The organism is Marinomonas lutimaris, assembly GCF_019426345.1.
Classification (GTDB): domain Bacteria; phylum Pseudomonadota; class Gammaproteobacteria; order Pseudomonadales; family Marinomonadaceae; genus Marinomonas; species Marinomonas lutimaris.
Genome location: NZ_JAHLLW010000004.1, coordinates 195,064 through 218,814, shown reverse-complemented (window position 1 = coordinate 218,814; position 23,751 = coordinate 195,064). Strand labels below are relative to the sequence as shown.

The 23,751-nt window shown below is 42.4% G+C and carries 20 protein-coding genes; 9 read left to right on the top strand and 11 right to left on the bottom strand.

Features of this window, described 5'->3' with window-relative positions:
* Nucleotides 1–88 precede the first annotated feature (88 nt).
* Both KPL72_RS07375 and KPL72_RS07370 read right to left on the bottom strand, forming a co-directional pair.
* Nucleotides 89–1,084: a response regulator gene (locus tag KPL72_RS07375; RefSeq protein ID WP_219702331.1), complete on the bottom strand. Its 996-nt coding sequence runs from the start codon at nucleotides 1,082–1,084 to the stop codon at nucleotides 89–91.
* Nucleotides 1,081–4,449 carry an MHYT domain-containing protein gene (locus tag KPL72_RS07370; protein ID WP_219702330.1) on the bottom strand — a complete coding sequence of 1,123 codons (3,369 nt, stop codon included), beginning with the start codon at nucleotides 4,447–4,449 and terminating at the stop codon, nucleotides 1,081–1,083. Before KPL72_RS07370 ends, KPL72_RS07375 begins: the two co-directional genes overlap by 4 nt.
* 243 nt (nucleotides 4,450–4,692) lie before the next feature.
* On the opposite strand from KPL72_RS07370, the gene xylB reads away from it, so the two are divergent.
* On the top strand, nucleotides 4,693–6,183 hold the full coding sequence (gene xylB / locus KPL72_RS07365; protein WP_219702329.1) for a xylulokinase: 1,491 nt from the start codon (nucleotides 4,693–4,695) through the stop codon (nucleotides 6,181–6,183).
* Between the two features lie 83 nt (nucleotides 6,184–6,266).
* Here xylB and KPL72_RS07360 read toward each other — a convergent pair whose 3' ends face one another.
* The 6 genes from KPL72_RS07360 to KPL72_RS07335 form a co-directional block, all read right to left on the bottom strand.
* Entirely contained in the window at nucleotides 6,267–7,163 is an 897-nt protein-coding gene (locus KPL72_RS07360) for a helix-turn-helix domain-containing protein (RefSeq protein ID WP_212917947.1), read from the bottom strand.
* A 176-nt stretch (nucleotides 7,164–7,339) separates the two neighbouring features.
* The gene (locus KPL72_RS07355; RefSeq protein ID WP_219702328.1) at nucleotides 7,340–8,770 is read right to left on the bottom strand and encodes a mannitol dehydrogenase family protein; all 1,431 of its coding nucleotides are present in this window, start codon (nucleotides 8,768–8,770) and stop codon (nucleotides 7,340–7,342) included.
* A gap of 1 nt (nucleotide 8,771) precedes the next feature.
* Nucleotides 8,772–9,866: an ABC transporter ATP-binding protein gene (locus KPL72_RS07350; RefSeq protein ID WP_219702327.1), complete on the bottom strand. Its 1,095-nt coding sequence runs from the start codon at nucleotides 9,864–9,866 to the stop codon at nucleotides 8,772–8,774.
* Between the two features lie 18 nt (nucleotides 9,867–9,884).
* A complete protein-coding gene (locus tag KPL72_RS07345; RefSeq protein WP_212917950.1) occupies nucleotides 9,885–10,715 on the bottom strand; it encodes a carbohydrate ABC transporter permease in 831 nt (276 codons plus the stop codon).
* Nucleotides 10,716–10,725: 10 nt separating this feature from the next.
* Nucleotides 10,726–11,586 carry a carbohydrate ABC transporter permease gene (locus KPL72_RS07340; RefSeq protein ID WP_072839505.1) on the bottom strand — a complete coding sequence of 287 codons (861 nt, stop codon included), beginning with the start codon at nucleotides 11,584–11,586 and terminating at the stop codon, nucleotides 10,726–10,728.
* A 105-nt stretch (nucleotides 11,587–11,691) separates the two neighbouring features.
* The gene (locus KPL72_RS07335; RefSeq protein ID WP_212917951.1) at nucleotides 11,692–13,011 is read right to left on the bottom strand and encodes an ABC transporter substrate-binding protein; all 1,320 of its coding nucleotides are present in this window, start codon (nucleotides 13,009–13,011) and stop codon (nucleotides 11,692–11,694) included.
* 322 nt (nucleotides 13,012–13,333) lie between these two features.
* On the opposite strand from KPL72_RS07335, the gene KPL72_RS07330 reads away from it, so the two are divergent.
* Together KPL72_RS07330 and KPL72_RS07325 are read left to right on the top strand one after the other, a co-directional pair.
* The gene (locus KPL72_RS07330) at nucleotides 13,334–13,609 is read left to right on the top strand and encodes an FAD assembly factor SdhE (RefSeq protein WP_212917952.1); all 276 of its coding nucleotides are present in this window, start codon (nucleotides 13,334–13,336) and stop codon (nucleotides 13,607–13,609) included.
* 73 nt (nucleotides 13,610–13,682) lie between these two features.
* Nucleotides 13,683–14,039 (top strand): hypothetical protein, encoded by a 357-nt coding sequence (locus KPL72_RS07325; RefSeq protein ID WP_212917953.1) that lies wholly within the window; start codon nucleotides 13,683–13,685, stop codon nucleotides 14,037–14,039.
* A 39-nt stretch (nucleotides 14,040–14,078) separates the two neighbouring features.
* On the opposite strand, the gene nadB is transcribed toward KPL72_RS07325, so the two are convergent.
* Complete coding sequence (nadB, locus tag KPL72_RS07320; protein ID WP_212917954.1) at nucleotides 14,079–15,674, bottom strand: L-aspartate oxidase; 1,596 nt, start codon at nucleotides 15,672–15,674, stop codon at nucleotides 14,079–14,081.
* Between the two features lie 232 nt (nucleotides 15,675–15,906).
* Between nadB and rpoE the strand changes: the two genes are divergently transcribed.
* The 5 genes from rpoE (at nucleotide 15,907) to KPL72_RS07295 (ending at nucleotide 20,063) form a co-directional block, all read left to right on the top strand.
* Complete coding sequence (gene rpoE, locus KPL72_RS07315; RefSeq protein WP_212917955.1) at nucleotides 15,907–16,494, top strand: RNA polymerase sigma factor RpoE; 588 nt, start codon at nucleotides 15,907–15,909, stop codon at nucleotides 16,492–16,494.
* A 2-nt stretch (nucleotides 16,495–16,496) separates the two neighbouring features.
* Nucleotides 16,497–17,153 carry a sigma-E factor negative regulatory protein gene (locus KPL72_RS07310; RefSeq protein WP_212917956.1) on the top strand — a complete coding sequence of 219 codons (657 nt, stop codon included), beginning with the start codon at nucleotides 16,497–16,499 and terminating at the stop codon, nucleotides 17,151–17,153.
* A gap of 3 nt (nucleotides 17,154–17,156) precedes the next feature.
* On the top strand, nucleotides 17,157–18,125 hold the full coding sequence (locus KPL72_RS07305) for a MucB/RseB C-terminal domain-containing protein (RefSeq protein ID WP_219702326.1): 969 nt from the start codon (nucleotides 17,157–17,159) through the stop codon (nucleotides 18,123–18,125).
* Nucleotides 18,125–18,592 (top strand): SoxR reducing system RseC family protein, encoded by a 468-nt coding sequence (locus tag KPL72_RS07300; RefSeq protein ID WP_212917958.1) that lies wholly within the window; start codon nucleotides 18,125–18,127, stop codon nucleotides 18,590–18,592. The genes KPL72_RS07305 and KPL72_RS07300 overlap by 1 nt, the downstream gene beginning before the upstream one ends.
* A gap of 61 nt (nucleotides 18,593–18,653) precedes the next feature.
* Nucleotides 18,654–20,063 carry a DegQ family serine endoprotease gene (locus tag KPL72_RS07295; protein WP_212917959.1) on the top strand — a complete coding sequence of 470 codons (1,410 nt, stop codon included), beginning with the start codon at nucleotides 18,654–18,656 and terminating at the stop codon, nucleotides 20,061–20,063.
* A gap of 108 nt (nucleotides 20,064–20,171) precedes the next feature.
* On the opposite strand, the gene argA is transcribed toward KPL72_RS07295, so the two are convergent.
* Together argA and argE are read right to left on the bottom strand one after the other, a co-directional pair.
* A complete protein-coding gene (gene argA, locus KPL72_RS07290) occupies nucleotides 20,172–21,494 on the bottom strand; it encodes an amino-acid N-acetyltransferase (RefSeq protein WP_212917960.1) in 1,323 nt (440 codons plus the stop codon).
* Nucleotides 21,484–22,659 carry an acetylornithine deacetylase gene (gene argE, locus KPL72_RS07285; RefSeq protein ID WP_212917961.1) on the bottom strand — a complete coding sequence of 392 codons (1,176 nt, stop codon included), beginning with the start codon at nucleotides 22,657–22,659 and terminating at the stop codon, nucleotides 21,484–21,486. Before argE ends, argA begins: the two co-directional genes overlap by 11 nt.
* Before the next feature lie 131 nt (nucleotides 22,660–22,790).
* Between argE and KPL72_RS07280 the strand changes: the two genes are divergently transcribed.
* Nucleotides 22,791–23,738: a CYTH domain-containing protein gene (locus KPL72_RS07280; protein ID WP_219702325.1), complete on the top strand. Its 948-nt coding sequence runs from the start codon at nucleotides 22,791–22,793 to the stop codon at nucleotides 23,736–23,738.
* Nucleotides 23,739–23,751: the final 13 nt, after the last annotated feature.

Here is a 23,751-nt window from a genome sequence, read left to right as displayed (position 1 = left end):
CAGTTGTTCTGCGTGAATAGCCTATCAGTAATGCCTAAATTTTACTTTTCAATGGGCAGATCGATAATGATTTTTTATACACCTAAGACTATTCGGCAAATTGTTTTTGTATTTCAAGTAGTTTGGGTAACTCTTGTTGGAGTAATGGAATTAGCGTTGGATCAAAGTGTTTTCCACTTTGCTCAGTGATGTAATGAATTGCTTCTTCAGTAGACCAAGCTTTTTTATAAGGGCGCGCACTGGTAAGTGCATCAAATACATCAACTAATGCAATGATACGACCTTCAATAGGAATTTCTTCGCCGGATAAGCCATTCGGATAACCAGAGCCGTCCCATTTTTCATGATGTGTCATGGCAACAGAGTGGGCAAGTTCGATAAGATAAGAACTTGGGTTAGAAAGAATTTCACCACCGATTTGAGCATGTGTCTTCATGACTTCATACTCTTCTTCTGTAAGCTTGCCCGGTTTTAGCAGTATGTTGTCTGCTATGCCTATTTTTCCTATGTCGTGCATAGGTGCTGCCATCATTAAATCGTTCGCTGATTCTTCACAAAAGCCGTATGCCGAAGCAATGACTTTTGCATATCGGCTCATGCGTTGTACGTGCATACCGGTTTCGTTGTCTTTGTATTCGGCAGCTCGCCCAAGCCTTTGGATCAAATCGATATGCGTATTTAGCAACTCATCCGCTCTAATTAATGACAGGTGTGTTTTGACACGAGCTAAGACAATAGCAGGTACGATGGGTTTGACGATGTAATCAACGGCACCAATTTCAAAGCCTTTTGCTTCATCTATACTGTCTTTCAATGCTGTGACAAAAATCACTGGAATATTAGCTGTTGTGGGATTTTGTTTTAAGCGTTCGCAGACTTCTAAGCCTGTCATATCTGGCATCATGATATCGAGTAGTATGAGGTCCGCCGGCTCTTTTTCTACTAGTTTTAATGCGTCTTGCCCTGATCGAGCAAAAGATAAACGGTATCGAGCTGCTTGCAATACTTGCTTTAAAACTCGTAAGTTTGATGGCTCATCATCAACTAATAGGATGCGAGGTGCGGGTTTACTTCCGATTCTCATTTGGTGGCTGTCTCCTGTGCAATTAATTCTTTTAAGCTGGTAAGGCTGTTAATAGCACTATCAAATTCAAAGTTAGAGAGAGCTTTACTTGCTTCGATGGCTTGTATTTTCATGTTTTTTGAGACGCTGTTAATAAGCAAAGCTATGTTGTCGTCATCTACTTCGCCTGAGTCTGCGGAGAAAATAAGTGCATCGATAAGTGCTATTAATTGTGTGGTAGAAAGTTCATTCTGAATGTCTATCTCTGGTATCTCAGAATGGATACAATGTTTATTAATTAATAGCTGTAGCTCTTCAAAGAAGTGAGCCAATAAAGCCGTTAAATATTGGACGCTTTTGAGAAATTGATCATAGTCTTCTGTCTGTGCTGCTCGCTCTATATTTGCCATACAATTAGAAATATTTAACAATGCAAGATTACCTGAAGAGCCTTTTATCGCATGCGCTAAAGCGTAAGCCTCTTGGTATTCTTGATTGTCTACATGAGTTGTTAGTCTATTGACCAAATTTGCGTTAGTTTCTGCAAACCTAGATAGCTCTGTGATGTATACTGGAAGGTCGCTCCACAGCGATAGACCTTTATCCATATGGATTTGCGGATTTTTATGATTAACTTTTTCGTGATTACTATCCTGCTGATGAATCAATGTGGGCGTTTCATTTAAGATTCTCGCCATTTCAATTATTAAAGCCTGAATATCAATGGGTTTATTGGCAAAGCCATCCATTCCCGCTTGTTGAGCATCTAATTTATCTTCTATTAGGACATTGGCTGTTAAGGCAATGATCGGAGTGTGAATAAGCTGATTTTCTTTTTCATAGCTGCGGATAATTTGAGTGGCGGTTAAGCCATCCATTTTCGGCATCTGAATGTCCATTAGAATGATGTCAGGTTTGATCATTTTAAATTGGTCAACAGCATCAATACCGTCTTTTGCAAAAAATATGGCATGACCATGTCGTTTAAGTAAAATAGTCAGCAGCGTTAGGTTTTGTTCTACGTCATCAGCCAATAGTATTCTTTTAGGTGTGATAACAGGCTGCAGAGTTGTTTCTGCACTCGCTGGCATATCCGTTTCTGTAAGTGGTAAATCAAAAGAGAAGCAACTCCCCATTCCGACTTCACTTGTTACATGAATTTGACCACCCATGAGGGTTACTAATTGCTTAGATATGCTAGTACCTAAGCCTGTGCCGCCAAAACGACGGCTCATAGATGCATCAGCTTGTGTAAATGGGTCAAAAATGTGCGTTAAGCGTTCTGCTGGTATTCCTATCCCAGAGTCTGCAACTGAAAAGCGTATTTTATCATCTTGTAGTTTCGATATTGTTAAGGTCACATACCCTTTTTCAGTGAATTTGATCGCATTGCCTAGGATATTCATGAGTACTTGGCGGATGCGATCTTCAGCTCCCCAGTAGGCGTCGGCAACATCTGCTTCTATATGAATGTTTAGTTCTAGACCTTTATTTCTGGCTTGTAGCCATAGAGTTGAAATTACAGTGTCTACTGAATTGGCAAGTACAAAAGGTTGTATGTCTAATTCAAGTTTGTTTTTTTCTAATTTAGCACTGTCGAGTATATCGTTGAGAAGGTGTAGTAGAGATCGAGCAGATTTACTGATAATTGAAAGGTGTTTTTTATTTTCTCCCGATATTTCTGATTCCAATAAAATGTCAGAAAAGCCAATAATAGCATTCATTGGCGTGCGGATTTCGTGGCTCATGTTTGCTAAGAAAGACGCTTTGCTTTCTGCTGATGCTTCGGCTTTTGCTTTTGCTTGACGAAGTTCATCTTCCATCACAACACGTTGTGATATGTCTAAAATGACACCATCAATCCATTCGGGTTTGCCATCTTCGTTATAGATGATTGAGCCATTTTCGAGCACCCAAACATAGTGACCTTTTTTGTGCCTTAATCGGTATTCTAATTTATGTGTTTTACGTTCTCTAATAGCCTCGTCCATAACAAGAGAGATATTTTTTTCATCATCAGGGTGAACGAGTTTGGCGAAGGAGGCTGTTTTATCGTAGAAATCAGATGTTTTCCATCCAGTAATATCATAGATAGCATCACTTACAAAAAGAGTGCTCCAATGTTCATCCATTAAGCAGCGAAAAGAGGCGCCAGGTATATTTTTTATTAAGGAGCTGTATCGCTTCTCACTTTTTTTGATGGTTTCTTCCAACGATTTTCGAGTCGAAATATCGGTAATAAAGCCAACAAATAATGTATCACCGTCAGGGATATCAACTTTTCCAACACCCAGTCTAATAGGAAAAACATGCCCATTTCTGTTGGTTGCATAAATTTCTCGTTCAGTGCCTGCTATGTTTATTTCGCCAGTATCACGAAATGAGGCTAGAAAATGATTGAATTCATCGGCGTATTTTTGAGGGAATAGAATGCCAAAGTGCTGATTGATTATTTCATCTTCTTGCCAACCAAAAATGACTGAGGCAGCTTTATTAAATTCTTTAATAGTGCCGTAGCTGTCTATGGATATAATGCCATCTACAGCGGTGTCTAAAGTTGTTTTTAGCCGAACTTCACTGGCCGTTTTTTCCAATAATAGTTGACGGTAACGCAATTGTGATGCGATGTTTGCTGCCAGAATAGAGAGCAATAATGTAATGATAGCAACAACGAACGAAAGTTCATTATTAGAGTTTTCTTGCATGTGAGGCATTCCAGCATCACCGGATGAAATGAACCTTGCTCCTGCCATGCCAGCATAATGCATACCAGAAATAGCGGCTCCCATAATAATTGCACTGATGCAGCTGACCCACTTGGAGCTTAAATTGGTCCAAACTTTTCTAACATAGTAATGGGTTGATAAGGCAATAAAAGCAAGAACCACAGCAATAATCAGTGATGCTAAAAACCACACTGGATCATATTTCAGTTCAACGTCCATTTTCATTGCTGCCATGCCGATATAATGCATAGCACCAATACCACTACCTACAAATACACCATTAACGAGTAGCTGCCAGATGGTAAGATCACTTCTGGTTAATCGTTTCAATGTTATATAGGAGGCCAAAATAGCGGGTATTAGAGAGATAGCTGTTAACAGTGGGTCATAAGAGATTCCATGTCCCATGTTAAACGCCAGCATACCGACAAAATGCATACTCCAAATACCGCCAGCCATGATGAAAGATCCAGAAACTAGCGCAATTTTTTTATACCTTTCGATAACAATGTGTTTGGCAATGGAAGCGAAATGCAGCGCAAAAAAAGAGGCGCCTGAAGCGAGTACAATAGAAAGGGCAACAAGTAGGTAGTTATAGTCGCCCATAGCCAGATGAATGTTATCTACTTGAGTGACAAAGAAACTATTTAGTAAATGCATTAATTCTACTTCTTTCCTGCATTAGATGACGGATCGTTAATTCACTTAATGTTATTTATTTTGTTGATTAGATATGAAAACTAACGATTTTTATTATTTAGTTGTACTTAAAAGGCCTATTTATAGAATTCTATTGACTCTTTTCTCTATTATTTCGAGTATGAAACGCTATGGTCATAGTGGTGTAGCATGCCATACAAAAATTAAAACAAAATACTACTTTTGATGAAGAAGAGTAACGAAATGTATTTAGGTCTTGATCTTGGAACTTCAGGTTTGAAAGGCGTCGTTATCGACGATAAAGGTAATGTTTTGGCACAGGAGTCCGTGCCTTTAGCTGTCGATAGTCCGCACGCCACATGGTCAGAGCAAGATCCATTGACGTGGTGGCAAGCTTGTAAAGATGTTGTTGCTCAATTGCAGCAGCGTTTGGATTTGAGCAAATTGAAGGCGTTAGGATTGTCAGGTCAAATGCATGGCGCTACCTTGCTTGATGCAGAAGGTAATGTATTGCGACCTTGTATCTTATGGAACGATGGTCGTAGCCAAGCGCAATGTGAAGCCTTGATGACGCAATTTCCTGACTTGATCGAGCGTTCTGGAAACCTCTATATGCCGGGCTTTACTGCACCTAAAATACGTTGGGTACAAGAAAATGAACCAGAGGTATTTACCAAGTTGGCTCATGTATTGCTGCCGAAAGACTATTTGGCTTATCGATTGACAGGGGGGATGTCATCTGACTGTTCTGATGCTGCAGGTACGCTTTGGTTAAACCCTGAAACACGCAAATGGGATGATGCTCTATTGGCTGCAACTGGCTTGACTCAAGCCAATATGCCAAACGTGCATGAAGGTTGTGATGTCGTCGGTACCTTGTCTGAAGCAGTTGCTCATGAACTAGGACTTCCACAATTACTTGTCGTGGCTGGCGCTGGTGATAATGCTGCAGGGGCCGTTGGCATGGGCGTGACTAATCCTGGTCAAGGCTTTATTTCATTAGGGACGTCTGGCGTATATTTCACCGTGAGTGAGTCCCATAAAGCCAACCCACAAAATACCGTGCATGCTTTTTGTCATGCCTTGCCTAACCGTTGGCACCAAATGGGCGTTACCCTTAGCGCTGCAAATTCTTTAGCCTGGTTCGCTAAGCTGGTGGATAAGTCTGTTGCAGAATTACTGGATGCCCTTGAAGACAGTCATATCGAGCGCACTAATGTGTTGTTTCTGCCTTATCTAAGCGGTGAGCGAACTCCGCATAATGATTCGTTAGCGAATGGGCAATTCGTTGGTTTAAGCAATACAACCAATGTCGAAGCTATGACTTTGGCGATATTGGAAGGTGTGGCGTTCTCTCTATTGGATTGCCAAAACGCCTTGAACAGTGCAGGAAGTGCTGTTGATGAGTTGTCTTTAATCGGCGGCGGCGCGCGTTCTGTAATGTGGCGCCAAATTATCGCCAATGTGTTAAATAAGCGTCTTATTTATCGTGATGGTGGTGACGTAGGGCCGGGCTTGGGCGCAGCTCGTTTGGCTCTTTTGGGCGAACAGCAAAGCCAAGGTAAAGATATTGAGTCACTGATTGCTGAATATTGCATCATGCCGGATGTATTGGCAGTGCATGAGCCTGAAGAGGCTTTGGGGTCTTACTATCAAGAGAAGTATGCTTTGTACCAATCCCTTTATCAATCGACAAAAGACCTAAATGAAAAGCTGATGCTATTGTCGTCTTAGTCGTCATCTTTGTTTTAATAAAAAGCGCCGCGAATATTGTATATTAGCGGCGTCTCTTTCATCGCATTAAGGCTTCTGTTGAACTATGAAACGGGTGCAATACCTTCAATGTGAATGTTGCTTTGAGTGCGGAAATCTCGAGGAGTGACGCCTTTTAACTCATGAAACCGGCGATTAAAGTTAGCTACATTATTAAACCCAACTTGAAAACAAATCGTTGCGATCTGCTGATCTGTTTCGGTTAGCAAACTGCAAGCACGACTGACTCGAACGCGGTTTACGAATTCAATAAAGCGGTTTCCAGTGGCTTTTTTAAAGAAACGCGAAAAATGGCTATCTGACATACCAATCAAATTGGCTACGCTAGAAAGTGTAATATCTTGGCCATAGTTTTGAGAAACATAATCGACCACAGTGTTGATTTTACGCTGTAGTGTTTCATTAGATTTTAAGTCAATCTGCACTGTGGAAAGTAAGCGGTAACTTCGGCTTTGAGCCAATTTTTGAAGCAGAGGAAGCGCGAGGATTAATCTCGACAAACCACTAGAGTCACGTACTTTTTGAAAAATATCTTTTAGGTATTCGTGGTCTTGATCAAAAAATTCAATGCCTGATTTTGCTCTCGCTAACATAGGCAAAATTTCGGCTAACTCAGGGATGATTTTCATACCATTTGAAAAAGACTCATGGTCAAAGCGAATTACCATATCCCTAAGTTGAACGTCTTCTTGATCGTGTTGGCAGATCCAGTTATGAGGGAGCCGAGGGCCTGTTAAAATGAGTTGTCCTGGCAAGTAGTTACCAATGTAATCACCTACAAAAACTTTGCCCGATGTCGCGACGATAAAGTGCAACTCGTAATCATCATGGGCGTGCCATCGAATAAGGTCACACGGATAACCGTGTTCTAAATAGCGAATGGTTTCGTTATCTTCGACAATTTCGTATTCGGGCGTTATGCGTTTGGCGGTATTAGACATAATCTTCTCGCTCAGCAGCTTTCTAGTTGATATAGGACTTTAATTCTTTATCTCTTAAATTACTCGCTGCTTTTTCTTATTTTTAATAAAAAATACACTCAAGAAACTAAGGCAAAAGATTGTCGTTATTCGCCTTAGACTCTTGAATTAGATACTTTCATTTAGATGATAACTATCTAAGCATACTTTGCCATGCTTGTCTGAATTGCTTCAGTGAGTTGCGTAACAAAGTCTGGGAACTGTGTTGGAATATTACCCCATAAGAAGCGATCTGTTACAAAAGCCTGAATACCTGCCTTGTCATTGCTGAAAGCGGCTAGAGAAGCTTTATTTGGCTCATGATAAGGCGTGTTGAGCTTGCCTTGAGCAGATAGCTGAATAAAGGTGAACCAGCTGGCGATGCCTTGGATAGTTTTAACCGGAGTTCGACCTTTGCGATAAGCGCCTTCCAATGTGGGGAAAACAAAGATCGGAAATTTAGCATAGCCATCGGTGCAGATACGTTCCACAGTATCGCCAATATTTGCGTTGCTAAAACGCTGCGCAATAATACCGAAATAAGCTGGTAGATCGACCACAGAACTCCCAATTGCAGGAATTGAGTCTTGCAGAATAAAGTCCGTAAAATACTGCTTTAATTCATCGTCACGCATGGCTTCATCAAAGTAGGTGAGGCCTTTTAATGCGGCTTGATAAGTCACACAAGTATGGCCAGCGTTTAAAATACGAATTTTAGCTTCTTCAAAAGGCACGACATCTTTAACAAATTGCACACCAACGAGATCAAGAGCGGGTTTTTTACCAGCAAACTTGTCCTCAACGACCCACTGAATGAAATCTTCGCCCATCACTGTCATGTTGTCATCAACACCGAAGCGCGAACGGACATCGTCTACATGCTGCTGGCTTGGCTTAGGTGTAATTCGATCCACCATAGAGCAAGGGAAAGACACATTTTCTTCTACCCATTCCGACAGCGCCGAATCTTGCTTAGCATCCAAAAACTGCATTAGGCCAGTTTCGAGTAATTCACCATTATGACGAAGGTTATCGCAGCATAATAGGGTGATTTTCGCCTTAGATGTTTCGCTACGCAGTTTAAGTCCAGCATACAGAAAAGCATAAAGTGTATTACGAGCGCCTTCTATATCGGCTTTAATCGCTGGATGTTCTAATATCAAGCGGCGATTTTCATCAAGGTAGTAACCGCCTTCAGTAACCGTTGATGTGACGAGCTGAGTCTTAGCATCGGCAAGGGTCGAGTCAACTTTTTCTGGAGTTTGAGCACCATCAATTTGTTGAACAATAGAGCGGATATGTTCGTACTTTGTCTCACCATCAGCGGCCATAGTTTTTAAAACGTATTCGCCTTCTTGCTTAATAAAGCGAGCAAAAGATTGACTATCTTGTGGGCGAATATTAACGCCGATAATGCCCCAGTTTTGTTGTGTGTCATTAGCTAATAGTCGGTCGATGTACACCGCTTGGTGGGCACGATGGAAAGCACCGACCCCCAAATGTACTATGCCAGCTTGAATTGCTTCTTTTGAATAATTCTGAACAGAAAGCTGCTCTACATTTGAGGCAGCTTGTAAATAATTAGCCATATTAAGCCTCCTCTGGAATAACAGAGATGACACGATCATTTTCGTTAAACAAAATGATTTCTGAAATATCAATTTTGAGACTAACTTCTTGCCCGTCTTTTAGCTCAGTTCGAGCTGGTGCCTTGATAATAATGGTTTGATCGCTAGACAGCTGAAGATGTGCATACGCTTCGGAACCTAGATGTTCAACTAACTCAATGCGACCGGACAAATCTCCGCCTTCTTCGACTAACGTCATATGTTCAGGGCGAATACCGACAACGACTGAATCTGGTAGTGGGCCTTTTAAGCGCTTAGCAGGAAAAAGAATTTGCTGTCCAAGCAATTCAATCGCTAGATTATCTTCATGACGAACTATTTTGTTTGCTGCGATTAAGTTCATTTTTGGTGTGCCAATGAACTCAGCCACAAAGCGGCTATTTGGCTGGCGATAGAGTTCGAGCGGTGTGCCAACCTGTTCAATTTGTCCAGCATTTAAAATTACTACTCGGTCGGCCAAGGTCATGGCTTCAACCTGGTCATGGGTTACATAAATCATCGTCGTGCCGAGTTTCTTGTGAAGACGAGCCAATTCCAAGCGCATTTGTACACGTAGTGCGGCGTCTAGGTTTGATAGAGGCTCATCGAACAAGAAGACTTTTGGTTGACGCACAATGGCGCGACCAATGGCAACACGCTGGCGTTGACCACCAGACAGTTCTTTTGGTTTACGTTCTAATAAGGCGTCAAGTTGTAAAGACGCCGAAACTGAACGTACTTTTTCTTTGATTTCAGCATCAGATACTTTCGCAAGACGAAGAGCGAAGGAAAGGTTATCGGCCACCGTCATGTGTGGATACAAAGCATAAGACTGGAACACCATAGCAAGGTCGCGTTTTGACGACGCCACTTCGGTAATGTCTCTGCCGTCTAGTTCTATGCTTCCGCCAGTGCTGGATTCTAAGCCTGCAATAGTCCGTAGTAATGTGGATTTACCACAGCCAGATGGCCCAACGAATACGACGAATTCACCTTCAGTAATACTTAGATTAATGCCGCGCAATGCGTGGTAGCTGTCGTAATGTTTTTGTAGATCTGTGATCGCTAAGTAAGTCATAAAGAAACTTCCTAATAATTATTTTACGGCGCCGAAAGTTAAGCCTTGGACCAATTGTTTTTGACAGAACCAACCGAAAATAACGATTGGTGCGCAAGCAAGTGTGGATGCGGCTGATAATTTCGCCCAAAACAGACCCTCAGGGCTCGAGTAAGAGGCAATCATCGCGGTTAATGGAGCAGCATCGGATGCAGTCAAGTTGAGAGACCAAAAAGCCTCATTCCAACAAAGCACGATAGATAAAAGAGCAGTTGACGAAATGGCACCAACAGAAAGAGGTAGCACAACTTTCACCACTTCATCCCAAGGCGTGGCACCATCCATTCGCGCGGCCTCGAGGATTTCTTTTGGTAAATCTTTGAAGTAGGAAAACAACATCCACACAATAATAGGCAAATTCATCAGAGTGAAAATGATCACCAGAGCCGTTTTTGAATCCAATAATCCATAGTCTCTGCACAGGATATAAATAGGAACTAATACACCTACCGCTGGCAGCATTTTTGTAGAGAGCATCCAGAGCAAAATGTCTTTCGTACGCTTTCCAGGGAAAAACGCCATGGAGTAGGCGGCAGGAATGGCAATCACCAGAGCTATAATGGTTGAGCCAAATGACGTGACGACAGAGTTCCATGCGTGATGGATGTAGTCACTACGTTCTTGAACGATTCTGAAGTTATCTAGTGTCGGTTCAAAAAACAGCGATGGCGGCACAGATATCGCCTGAAGTTCGGTTTTGAACGAGGTGATAAACATCCAAAAAATTGGAAAAAATAACACCAATGCTACCGACCATGCGAACAATCCGGTAAGAATGGTTTTGAGTTTACGTTGTTGATTAAGAGTCATCGTATTTACCTCACACCGTTAAGTTTTTGCCAACGGCACGAATTAAGAAAAAGGCCACGATATTGGCAAGCAATACGGCAAACAAACCACCAGCAGAAGCCACACCAACGTCATATTGCAGAAGCGCTTGGTTATAAATTAGATACGCCAAGTTAGTACTGTCGTAACCTGGGCCACCACCAGTGGAAACGAAGATTTCAGCAAACACCGCTAGCAGGAAGATGGTTTCTATCATCACAACCACGGCTATTGGACGTGCAAGATGAGGAATGGTTAGGTAACGGAAAATGTGTAAGCCCGTTGCTCCGTCCATTTGTGCAGCTTCTTTTTGTTCCGTATCTTGTGATTGAAGAGCAGTAACAAACACCAAAATAGCGAAAGGTAACCATTGCCAACTGACCATGATAATGATTGACACTAACGGGTAACTTGATAGCCAATCTATGGGTTCAAAACCTAGCGATTCTGATATCCACGCAAAAATGCCGTAAACAGGGTTCATCATCATATTTTTCCAAATCAATGCGTTGACTGTTGGCATAATGAAGAAAGGGGAAATTAACAAAACACGAACAATGCCTTGTCCAAAGAAAGGTTTATCTATTAAAGCCGATAGCATCACACCTAAGACCACAGTGATGATTAAGACGGACAGTAGCAAAATTAAGGTGTTCGATACCGCTGGAATAAAGCCAGGGTCAGTAATAAAGAATTCAAAATTCATCAAACCGACGAAGTTATTCTGACCTGGGTACAATAAGTTGTAGCGGATGGTGGAAAAATAAATGGTCATGGATAACGGGATGATCATCCAAACCAAAAGCATGATGACTGATGGTGCCATTAATAAGCGAGTGATTGAGCGCTTCATGTTGAGTTTCTCTTATTATAAGCAGGGAAATCTGTTCTTAAGTAGAACGAATCAAAAGTAAGAAATAGGGCTTAGCCCTATTTCTTTGTCGAGCTTAATGAATGGTTAGTAATAACCCGCTTGACGCATTTGACGATCTGCAGAAGTGTTTGCAGATTTCAAAGCTTGATCGACTGTCATAGAGCCAGACAATGCGCCTGAGATCATTTGCCCTGTAGTCGTACCAATTGCTTGGAACTCAGGGATAGCAGCAAACTGAACACCTACATAAGGAGACGGTTTTAGCGTACTGTCAGTTGGATCAGCTGAATTGATGGCTTTTAATTCCGCATCAGCAAATACTGCCGCTTTTTGGAACTTAGGGTTAGCATAAGTGCTGGCTCTTGTACCTGTTGGTACCGCAGCCCAGCCATTTTTTTCGCCAACCAATTGGATGTATTCTTTAGACGTCGCCCAACGAACGAATTTTTGCGCAGCGTCGGCGTTTTTAGTCGCAGCCGGGATACCAAGAGCCCATGACCAAAGCCAGTTCGCGCCTTTTTCTGTTACAGCATAAGGAGATTGAGCGAAGCCCACTTTGTCAGCGACTTTACTTTGTTTAGGATCGGTTACGAAAGATGCCGCGATAGTTGCGTCAATCCACATGCCGCATTTCCCTTCATTGAATAACGCTAGGTTTTCGTTGAAACTGTTGCTGCTTGCGCCTGGAGGTCCGTATTTATTTAGCAGGTCAACATAGAAGTTAACGGCGTTTTTCCATTCCGCTGTTTCTAGTTGAGGTTTCCAGTTTTCATCAAACCAACGAGCGCCGAAAGAGTTCGCCATGGCGGTCATGAATGCCATGTTGTCACCCCAGCCAGCTTTGCCACGTAAGCAGATACCATAAATGCCTTTTTCTGGATTATTTACAGCTGCTGCTACATCACGAATATGTTCCCAGCTGTCACGATCATTTATTTCCATGCCAGCGGCTTTCACAAGGTCCTTACGGTACATGACCATAGAGCTTTCGCCATAGAATGGCGCTGCATACATTGTGCCCTTATAAGAAAGGCCACCACGAATAGATGGCAGGATGTCTTTTGCATCATAGCTTCCACTGGTGTCGACAGCTTGTAGCCAGCCACGTTCACCCCAGATAGGCGCTTCATACATACCAATAGTCATGACGTCATAAAGACCACTTTTGTTGGCGATGTCTTGTGTAACGTTTTGACGTAAAACACCTTCTTCTAAAGTTACCCATTTAACTTTGATGTCTGGGTTGGCTTTTTCAAATTCAGGTGTGAGTTTCTGCATTTCGATCATGTGGCCATTGTTTACAGTAGCCACTGTGATTTGAGTTGCTGAGAAGGCGCTAGCAGCTGTCATAGCCGCCGTGATAGATACCGCATAAGTTAGGGTATTTTTGGTAAGGCGTTTCATAGGTTTCCCCCAGTTTGGAGTTCTTTGTTTTTATAGTCGTACCTAATTCTTGATAATTGCTCATCAAGTGATCATTAATATAGGCTATGTCAGAATTGACCTGTTAATACATAAATAGCCAATAATTGTACTATTTTGTTTCATTTTGGGGTTATTGATAGAAATTGAGTCAATTTAATACTCTTTTGATGTCCTTTAATTGACTCTATCTCTATGTCTAATAAGGTTTTATGTGATAAATATCAGTGAATGATGCTAAGGCATTTTCGTTTTTTTTGTATAAATGGCTATAATGGCGACATTCTATTTCAAGGGTAATGTCATGAGTGAAACCACAGATTCGATTAGTTTTAAACGTCTTAAAATGCAGTGTCGTCGTGGCATGTTGGAACTTGATGTTCTGCTTGAGCCTTTTTTAGCGGATGTGTATTTGACGTTGGAAGAGGAAGATAAACAGCGCTTTGTTAATTTGCTTGCCTGCGAAGATCAGGATCTCTTCCCTTGGTTTATGCAAAGTTCTGTGCCTGAAGATCCTGATCACGCACGTATTGTTAATATAATTTTGTCTCGTGTTCAGCCTGAAAACTACCGAGCTTAAATGCTCATGGATCAGTATAGGGCTTTGGCTATTGTTAGTCGTGGCTTATGCTGCTCTGTTACAGGTTTATTGGATGCCTGCCTTTTGGCGGGCATTGCTTTATCTGAGTGTTGGCTTAGGATGGTTGGCACTACTCATTCGAATATTTTTTCAATCTTCCCAGCAGATAGGAATCGATGAACAAGGCGCGTTCCTATTAGATCGAGGGTGTTATGAAAGGCTGCTTTTTATCCGTGTCAACGGCGTTCAGCTGATTGCTAAAGTGGATCAAGGGCAGACATTCTGGGGGCTGATTTTTCCCAAATATCGAGTGATATATCGAGATAGTGTGTCGGGAGATCAGTACAAAATACTGCGCTCTTATGCGGCACAGCAAATTTTTCTGCGCCGCAGTGAAGATGCTAAAAAACGTTTAAGTTCAAAAGCTTAGCTCTAAAAATTTATGTGTTCTAAAAAATTAAAGCGCAGCTTAGTCTGTGTTTTTTGGTGTCAGTATCGTCGGTGTACTGGTGGTTAGCTTATTTGGATAATCTAACGTGAAGTGCAAGCCTCGGCTTTCTTTTCGAGACATGGCTGAGCGTATGATTAAATCTGCTACTACTGCTAAATTTCGCAGTTCGAGTAAATCATTAGAAATCTTATAGTTAGCGTAAAACTCTTGGATTTCTGACAGTAATAAATCAACTCGGTGCTTTGCTCTTAATAGGCGCTTATCCGTTCTAACTATCCCTACATAATCCCACATGAAACGTCGTAATTCTTGCCAGTTGTGGGTAATTACTACGTCTTCATCAGAGTTTGTCACCTTACTTTCATCCCAATCTGGAATCGTTACATCATTGGTTTGTAAATGGTTCTCAGAAATGTGATGAGCGGCAGAGCGAGCAAAAACAATACATTCTAATAAAGAGTTACTTGCTAGACGATTAGCTCCATGAAGACCGGTATAAGCGGTTTCACCAATAGCATAAAGGTTGTCTATATCGGTTGCGCTGTGACGGTTAACAACCACGCCACCACAAGTATAGTGCGCAGCAGGTACGACAGGGATTGGCCCTTTCGTCATGTCATGGCCATATTCTAAACAGCGTTTATAAATGGTTGGGAAGTGCTCTTTGATGAACTCTGGATCTTTATGAGAAATATCCAATAAAACATGGTGAATCCCAAGACGTTTCATCTCGTGGTCAATTGCACGTGCAACAATATCTCGCGGTGCCAATTCCTCTCGTTTATCAAACTTCGCCATAAAGCGAGTGCCATCCGGCAATAAGAGTTTGCCGCCTTCGCCACGAACCGCTTCAGAGATCAAAAAAGTTTTGGCTTTTGCATCGTAAAGGCAAGTAGGGTGGAATTGATTGAATTCCATATTGGCGACTCGACAACCTGCACGCCACGCCATGGCAATGCCATCGCCAGAAGCCGTATCTGGGTTACTTGTGTAAAGGTAAACCTTGCTGCTACCGCCGCATGCCAATGAGATGAAACGGCCATGAAATACTTCAATGACATCATCGTCTAGATTCAAAGCATAAACACCAACCGCTCTATTTGGGCCTGTGATACCGAGTTTTTTAGTGGTGACCACATCAATGGCCACCCGATCAGGGAAAAATTCGATGTTGGGGTGATTGCTCGCATTTTTAATAAGCGTTTTTGAAATCGCTAACCCTGTCGCATCGGCGCTATGAATAATGCGTCTGTGGCTATGACCGCCTTCTTTTGTTAGATGGTATTCCTCGCTTTCCCCATAACGGGTGAAAGGAACGCCTTGATCGATTAGCCAATCAATACTTTCTTTAGAGTGTTCAACGGTAAAGCGAATGGCTTCCGGATCGCCAAGCTCAACACCCGCATCTATGGTGTCATTTATGTGTGAATCTATCGTGTCTTTATCCGACAATACAGCAGCGACACCACCTTGAGCATATAAAGTGGATCCTTCGCGTATATCTGCTTTGGTCAAAATGGCCACGCGGTAGCTATCGGCCAGCTCAAGAGCAAGCGTTAGCCCCGCGGCTCCCGCACCAATAATGACGATGTCGTGTTTATAATGTCGGCTCATGTTATTGATCTGATTATGGCTAAAAAATTAATGTTACTATTGTTGCCAACAAATAGTGAACACTTTCTGAGATCACATTTTGAATATTCATCATACTTCATTATTTAGAGTGGGTTAGTATTTCTTTAAATAATGATATTGATAATATGAAATGGGAACTCGCTGGGTTGAACGTTGTCTTCTCTTGTAACAAGCAAGGGCGCAGACGAGTAGTTTTTTATATGAGGTGCCTATGCAGCACGAAACGTCTTCTGATCAGGCGTTAGTTGAGAAAGTACAGCAGGGTGACAAGCGGGCATTTGATCTGTTAGTTATCAAATATCAATATAAGGTCATCGGTTTAATTGGACGTTATGTACAAGATAGAAGTGAAGTACTGGATGTAGCTCAAGATAGCTTTATTAAAGCGTATCGTGCGATAGGTAGTTTTCGTGGGGAAAGTGCTTTTTACACTTGGTTGTATCGTATTGCTGTTAATACAGCGAAAAATCATCTTGTGAGCCGTTCTCGTCGCCCTCCAGAATCAGATGTTGAGTTGGACAATGAAGAGGTATTCAGCGTGTATGAGTCCTTAGCGGATATAGACACGCCTGAAGCAAAGTTAAACAGTGATCGCCTTGAAAAAGCGATTCATTATGCAATTCAACATTTGCCTGAAGAATTGCGTAGTGCATTAACATTACGTGAATTTGATGGTCTGAGTTATGAAGATATTTCATTGATCATGGACTGCCCAGTAGGAACAGTTCGATCACGCATTTTTCGCGCTAGAGAGGCGGTAGAAAAACACATAAGTCCATTGATGGATGCAGGAGAGTAAATATGACAGCTTTAAACGGCAGTTTTCCAAAAAATGATTGCTCCCGAGAAAATGATAACCCACCAGAAGTTCTTTCTAGCTTGTCAGCTATGTTTGATGGTGAAGCGACGGAGCAAGATATTGAGCAGCTATTAGAGAGCGATAGTACTGAGTTAAGTCGTAAGTTAGAAACTTATCATTTAATACAGCAGGCGCTACATAAAGATTCACCGGTTGCGGTTGGTCTTGAAGATAGCTTGATGCTGCGCATTCGCGCAGGAATGAATGTAGATGCATCCTTCCCTGAAATGCAAGACCCGAGAAGTGATAATAATCTACTTCCATTTGTGTTGCCGAACGAAAAAAAGTCAGTTCGATCGGCTTGGCGTGTTGCATTTTCTAGTGTTGCTGTAGCTGCTAGTGTGGCTTTTATGATTATTCTGGGTGGCAACGAATTATTAACACCCGACTCTACAACCTCTAACTTAGTGGCTGAAGTACGATCTCCCGCTGCCAATATGGTGGTAACGCCATTAGAGGAGTTGGATAAAGATACTCTGCAGATAGATAATGTGAGGTTGCAGAACTATCTTCGACAACATGCAGAACAAGCCGCTATGACGGTAGGTCAAGGGATGATCCCTATGGCTAGAGTCGTTAGTTACCCTGTAAAAGAGTAAGTTATGAGATTATTTTCGCCATTACATATTTTTTTCACACTAGTATGCCTTACTATTTCGGGTGTTAGCCTAGCAAGTAATACTAAGCCCGATGATGCATTGCATTTATTGAGAAGCATGACGCAGTCGTTTTCTACGCTGAGTTACGATGGCGTGTTTGTGCACTCTGAAGCAATGAATATGAACAGTATGCGTGTTCGTCATGATTTGATGGGCGGAGTGGAATATGAAAGTTTGGTGGATTTAGACGGCGACAAGATTGAAGTCTTGCGTATTAATGACAAAATCATTTCTGTCTATCCAAATGCACTTGTTGCGAATATGCGGGCTCCTTTAGTGCCGCCTTTTAAACGCTTTAAAGATGTAGAAAGTGATCGGCTTATTAAGGGCTACGATATGATCGTCGGTGACCATACGAGTCGAATTGCGGGCCGTAAAGTGGTGGCTGTAAAGCTTGTTCCTAAGGATCAATATCGTTATGGACACCAATTTTGGTTAGACGAAAAGAATCACTTTCTTTTAAAGCATGACATGATGAAAACCGATGGTAAATTGCTGGAAAGAATTCAATTTACCTCTGTTAATTTTGCCCCTGACTTGAAAGATAAGGACTTTGTCCCAAAAGAGGGTAGTTACACTGAACCCGTTATAGAAACTCAGCCAAGGCGTGTGAAAAACCTTTGGCAATTTGACTGGTTACCAGAAGGTTTTTCTCTGGTTTGGCCTGAAGCAAGATCTTTAAATCATGGTACCAGTATGTTGCTGTTATCTGATGGAATGGCGACAGTATCTATTTTTGTTGAGCCGACGATGAAGCCCAAAGCAATGTCCATTTTAAATATGGGCGCGACCATCGCAGGTGAACGTAGTATTAAAGTAAAAGATCGGTTGTATTTGTTGACTATGGTTGGCGAAGTTCCAGAACCTACCATTGAAAAACTGATGACCGTATTTATGCCAAGGCAAGAGTAATGATTGAAGAAACGGGAAGAGTATTATCTGTAGAAGATGGTTTTGCTGATGTAGAAACAATACGTACTAGCAGTTGTACTTCTTGTCGTGCTCGTCATGGTTGTGGGCATCACGCTATTGCTCAAGTATCTTCTTCGAATCGGATGCGTATGCGGGCAATTGACCCTTTATCTGTGGCGGTCGGACAGAGTGTTGTCGTTGGAATTCCAGAAGATACTTTATTGCAGGCCTCTGTTTGGATGTATCTGATTCCATTGCTCGGTTTGGTTGGCGGAGCGGTTATACCGTCCTTGTGGGGCGGTGAATCTGGCATCGCGGTTATTTTCTCTATTATTGGTTTTGCTGGTGGTTTGTTATTAGCCAGAAATAAGTCAAAACAAGAAATGAATAACCTTGATTATTACCCCAAAATTTTAAGAATTGAATCGCTTAACGATGGTTATATTCCCTTGGTCGTGACATCGTAAGTATCTAAATGTCTTCACCTGGCACTGTAATGAATTTGGTACGTCTTAAGGAGACCAATCAATGAACAGATTGCTTAAACAAGTTAGCGTGGTTGTCGTCAGTGGTTTTATGATGGCGTCGATGTTGACTCATGCGGCTTCACTCCCTGACTTTACTGAGTTAGTGGAAAAAGCCTCTCCCGCTGTTGTGAATATCAGTACGGAACAAACTGTAACCACAAAAACGGCTAACGAAGGAGGTCAGCAATTAGGGCCTAACAGTGAAGAGCTTAATGAGTTCTTCAAACACTTCTTTGGTCAACAGCCTTTTGGCCAACAAGCACCGCCACAGCAGGGACAGCGCAGTTCATTGGGATCTGGTTTTATCGTTTCCCATGATGGTTATGTATTGACCAATAATCACGTTATTGATGGTGCGGATGTAATTCATGTGCGTCTTAATGATCGACGTGAATATGTCGCCAAACTGGTTGGTACAGACCCTAGAACCGACTTGGCTCTACTTAAAATCGAAGCTGATGACTTACCTATCGTTAAAATGGGGGATTCAGATAAGCTTAAGGCTGGTCAGTGGGTATTGGCGATTGGTTCTCCATTCGGCTTTGACTACACGGTGACCGCCGGTATCGTTAGTGCAACAGGGCGAAGCTTACCATCTGATAACTATGTACCATTTATTCAAACGGATGTAGCGATTAATCCAGGTAACTCTGGTGGTCCTTTGTTTAATTTAGACGGTGAAGTTGTTGGTATTAACTCACAAATTTACACTCGTTCTGGTGGTTTTATGGGCGTGTCGTTCGCGATTCCCTCTAAAGTTGCCATGTCTGTTGTGGATCAGCTGAAGAGTGACGGTAAAGTATCTCGTGCTTGGTTGGGTGTGTTAATTCAGGATGTAAACAATGAGCTTGCAGAATCGTTTGGTTTAGACAGATCAAACGGGGCGCTGATAAGCCGAGTATTGCCTGACTCACCAGCAGAAAAAGCTGGTTTAAAATCTGGTGATATCATCTTGAAATTCAATGGTGAATCAATCGCGCATTCCGGTGAGCTGCCTTACATTGTTGGGCAAATGAAAGCGGGTGAAAAAGTTGATGCCAGAGTCTATCGAGATGGTAAGGAGCAAACTATTTCCGTGACGCTAGAGGCACGACCAAATGACCCTAAAGTGGTGGCGCAATCTCAACAAGATCAAAACCGTCTTGGTATGATTGTAGGTGAAGTGCCTGCAGACATGGCGAAGAACTTTGATATTGATAATGGTGTTGTTATCGAGCAAGTACTTGGTGGCACAGCGGCACGTAATGGTTTGCAGCAAGGTGATGTGATCACCATGTTAAACGGCGAGCGTATTACTAGTGTTGAGCAATTTGGTGAAGTAGCCAAAGACATTCCAAGTGGGCGTTCTGTGCCAATGCGAGTTATCAGACAGGGTTACCCAATGTTTATTCCATTTAAAATAATGGACTAACAGATAATCAGTTAAAGTAGTAAAAAATAAAAAGGCGACCAATCGGTCGCCTTTTTATTTCAATTTATAGGGTATTTAAAATGACAGGTTCACACCACAAGCGAATATCTAAAGTGCCTTTGAAAAGATTTTAGAATTTCGTTGGTAATTGTACAGTGCTTGCTTTTGCGTTGGTAAACTCGCCAACGTCGTTTCACTAAAGCCACGCTCAATAAACCAATGAGCAGTTCGCGTGGTTAGCAAGAATAGGGTTGAAAGGTTAAGGCGCTTAGCGGCTTGTTCTATGCCTTTTAGTAAGCGTTCACCACGGTTAGAGCCACGATAATCTGGCGATACTGCCAAACAAGCTAATTCACCTGAATACTCTTGCTCAAACGGATAAAGTGCTGCACAGGCGACAATTGCACCATCGCGCTCTATAACAATAAAGCGATCTATTTCGTTTTCTAGTAGTTCGCGAGATCGTCTTACCAAGACACCTTTTTCTTCAAGCGGAGCTAACAATGCCATCATGCCGCCAACATCATCAATGTGAGCAGGGCGCAATTGCTCATAGCTGTCTTCATCAATCATGGTGCCTGAGCCTTCACGAGTGAAGAGTTCTTGTAATAGGCCACCATTTTCATTGTAAGAAATTAAATGTGCTCTTGGTACGCCTTGGCGCACGGCTTGAACGCAGGCGTCCAATGCGGCGTGGGTGATGGTAGAAAGCGTTTTTTCCTTAAGAATCGCTTCGGCGTCTTTGGTTAATAGCTCTGAGTAGAGTTCGCCGTCACTTTTGAATACGCCCTCTTCTTCAGAGAAAATAACCAGCTTGTCTGCTTTAAGTTGTACCGCAGCTTGGATGGCAACGTCTTCGCTTTTTAGGTTAAATACTTCACCTGTTGGGGAAAAGCCAAGATGAGGCAAAAGCACCATGTTGTCATCTTCAAGCAAGCGAAAAATGGCTTCGGTATCGATTCGGCGAACTTCACCTGTGTGTCCATAATCTATACCATCCACGACGCCCAACGGTCTGGCGATAACATAATTACCACTACACACTTTTAGTCTAGCGCCATCCATTGGGGTGTTTGAAAGCCCCATGGAAAGCTGAGCCTCGAGTTGCACGCGCACCGCTGCAGAGGCTTGGATAATATCGAGTAGCTGATCTTGTGGCGTGACGCGATAGTCATCTTCGACACGGCTGACTAAATGTCGATTAGATAGCGCTCGGCTTATCTGTGGACGAGCGCCTTGTACTAAGACAAGGCGAATTCCCAGTGAGTCCAGCAAGGCAAGGTCGTGAATGATGCTTGAAAAGTGAGCGCATTCTACCGCCTCACCTGGAATCAATATGACAAAGGTTTTTCCCCTATGGGCATTAATATAGGGGGAAGAATGGCGGAACCAGTCCACATAATTGAATTCTTCAGGCACGCTATTCCTCATTTTTTTGCTCGTTTAATTGAAGGCAAAAACGCTCGATTAGACCGCGAATTACCTTTTGCATAGGCTGGATCTGATCCAGTGCCATAAATTCATTTGGCTGATGGGCTTGATCAATAGAGCCCGGGCCTAAAATTAAGGTTTCCATTCCCATTTGATTCAGGAAGGAACCTTCTGTTGCAAACGCCACTGTACTTGCTTGACGATTGGTTAAGGCTTCACAGGCTTTTATGATATCCGATTCGATTGAGGTATAAAAAGACGGAACATCAGGAAATAAACTATTTAGTTGTATTATTGTGCCAGTTTTTTCTTCGATACGCGGTAATATTTGAGCAATTTCCGCCATTAATGCTTGGTTGCTCATACCTGGTAGCGCCCGTAAGTCAAACTCTAGTTCACAGCGTCCGCAAATACGGTTTGGGTTGTCGCCACCATGAATGCAACCGAAGTTCATCGTTGGATAGTCAATGACAAAGCTAGCATCGCGATAGTTTGTTTTAAGTTGCTGACGAAATATCATTAATTCGGACATCACATCATGCATGGCATCCAGCGCGTTGTTTCCCAAGGAAGGGTTAGAAGAATGTCCAGATTGCCCTGTCACTTGGATACGCTCCATCATAATGCCTTTGTGTGCGTAAATAGGTGTTAATGAGGTGGGTTCACCGATTAAGGCGTATCGTGCCTTTAATGAACCTCGCTCAACCAAGGCTCTTGCTCCAGACATTGAGCTTTCTTCGTCAGCGGTTGCCAAAATAATAAGTGGCTGTTTTAAATTAGATAGCTGCATTTGACGAACGGTATCGAGCACAATAGCAAAGAAGCCTTTCATATCGCAGCTGCCAAGGCCGTAAAGTTTTTGCTCTCTTTCTTCCAACTTAAAAGGGTCTGATTTCCAGCGTCCTTTATCGTAAGGGACCGTATCTGTGTGGCCTGATAGCACCAAGCCTCCATCGCCACTTCCGAGTGTTGCAATTAAGTTGAACTTATTAGGTTGGTCTGGCAATGGCATGACTTCGCACTGAAAGCCTTGGGAGCTAAGCCAGCTTTCAAGTAATTGAATCACGCCTTTATTTGACTGATCCCAATGGGCTTGACTACAACTGATAGAGGGCGAAGCAATAAGTTGAGACATCATACTAATAAGAGATGGAAGTGCGGGCATAAAGGATATTCCTTGAATCCGAGTTATTTTCGAATATTACTACGGTAAGCTAGGCATCTGGTACACTTGCTCGCACATTATTTTTTCTTTGTTGTTTGCTCAACAGCAAAGGTTTTAGAGGTTTGTATATTATGGCTACCGAGCTAGAGCTAAAGTTAATGCTTCACTCTGAGTATCTCAAGTCCGCGAGTGAATTTCTTGATGAATTTTGTGCATCTTCTAAAACAGATGAACAATCTCGTCAGCCTACATTGGCCTTGATGAATGCGTATTTTGATACGCAAGACGCGGATCTGATGCAAGGTGGTATGGCGCTGCGTATTCGTGCTGTTAACAATAAGTTTATTCAAACCGTAAAAACGCGAGGCAGCAACCGCATTGGCATGCATGCACGTGGTGAATGGGAGTGGTTTGTACCCAGCGATCAATTGGATTTGTCTTTATTAAAAGATGTTCCTTTGCCCGATTCACTGCAGGATATGTCTTGGTGTAGCAAATTGATCGAAGTTTATCGTACGGACTTTGAGCGACAGGTTTGGAATATCAAAACCCAAGAAACAAAAATGGAAGTGGTTTGCGATCAAGGTTTGGTAACCTCTCCTTATGGTAAGGACTCGATTTGTGAGTTAGAACTGGAGCTGAAAGAGGGCAACGAGGCGGGTTTGTATGAATTTGCACTGCAACTTGCAGAGCGAGTACCCGTTCAAGTCAGTATTGTTTCCAAGGCGCAAAAAGGTGTGCGTTTAAAATACGGACAGATTGAATTTCCTAGCAAGCCTGTAAATACGTCTAATTCTCTAGAATTAGCCGCATATTGGTATGAAGTGTGGTTGGTTTATTGGGAAGCCATGTATTTTATGAAAGACGAAGCACTCATGCAGCCTTTGCGTCATTCTATGGCTCAATTAAAAGCCTGTTTGCCCAACGAATTAGCGCAAGGATTAGAGCGCCTAGATGGCGAACTGGAACAACAACTTGTCGAGGAAGAAGACTTGTTGCTGAAAAAACTAGTAGGCATGACTCAAATTGGTATAACTATGCTGACAGTTGGGCAATGGTTAAACCAACAAGCTGTGTAAAAAATAAAAAGAA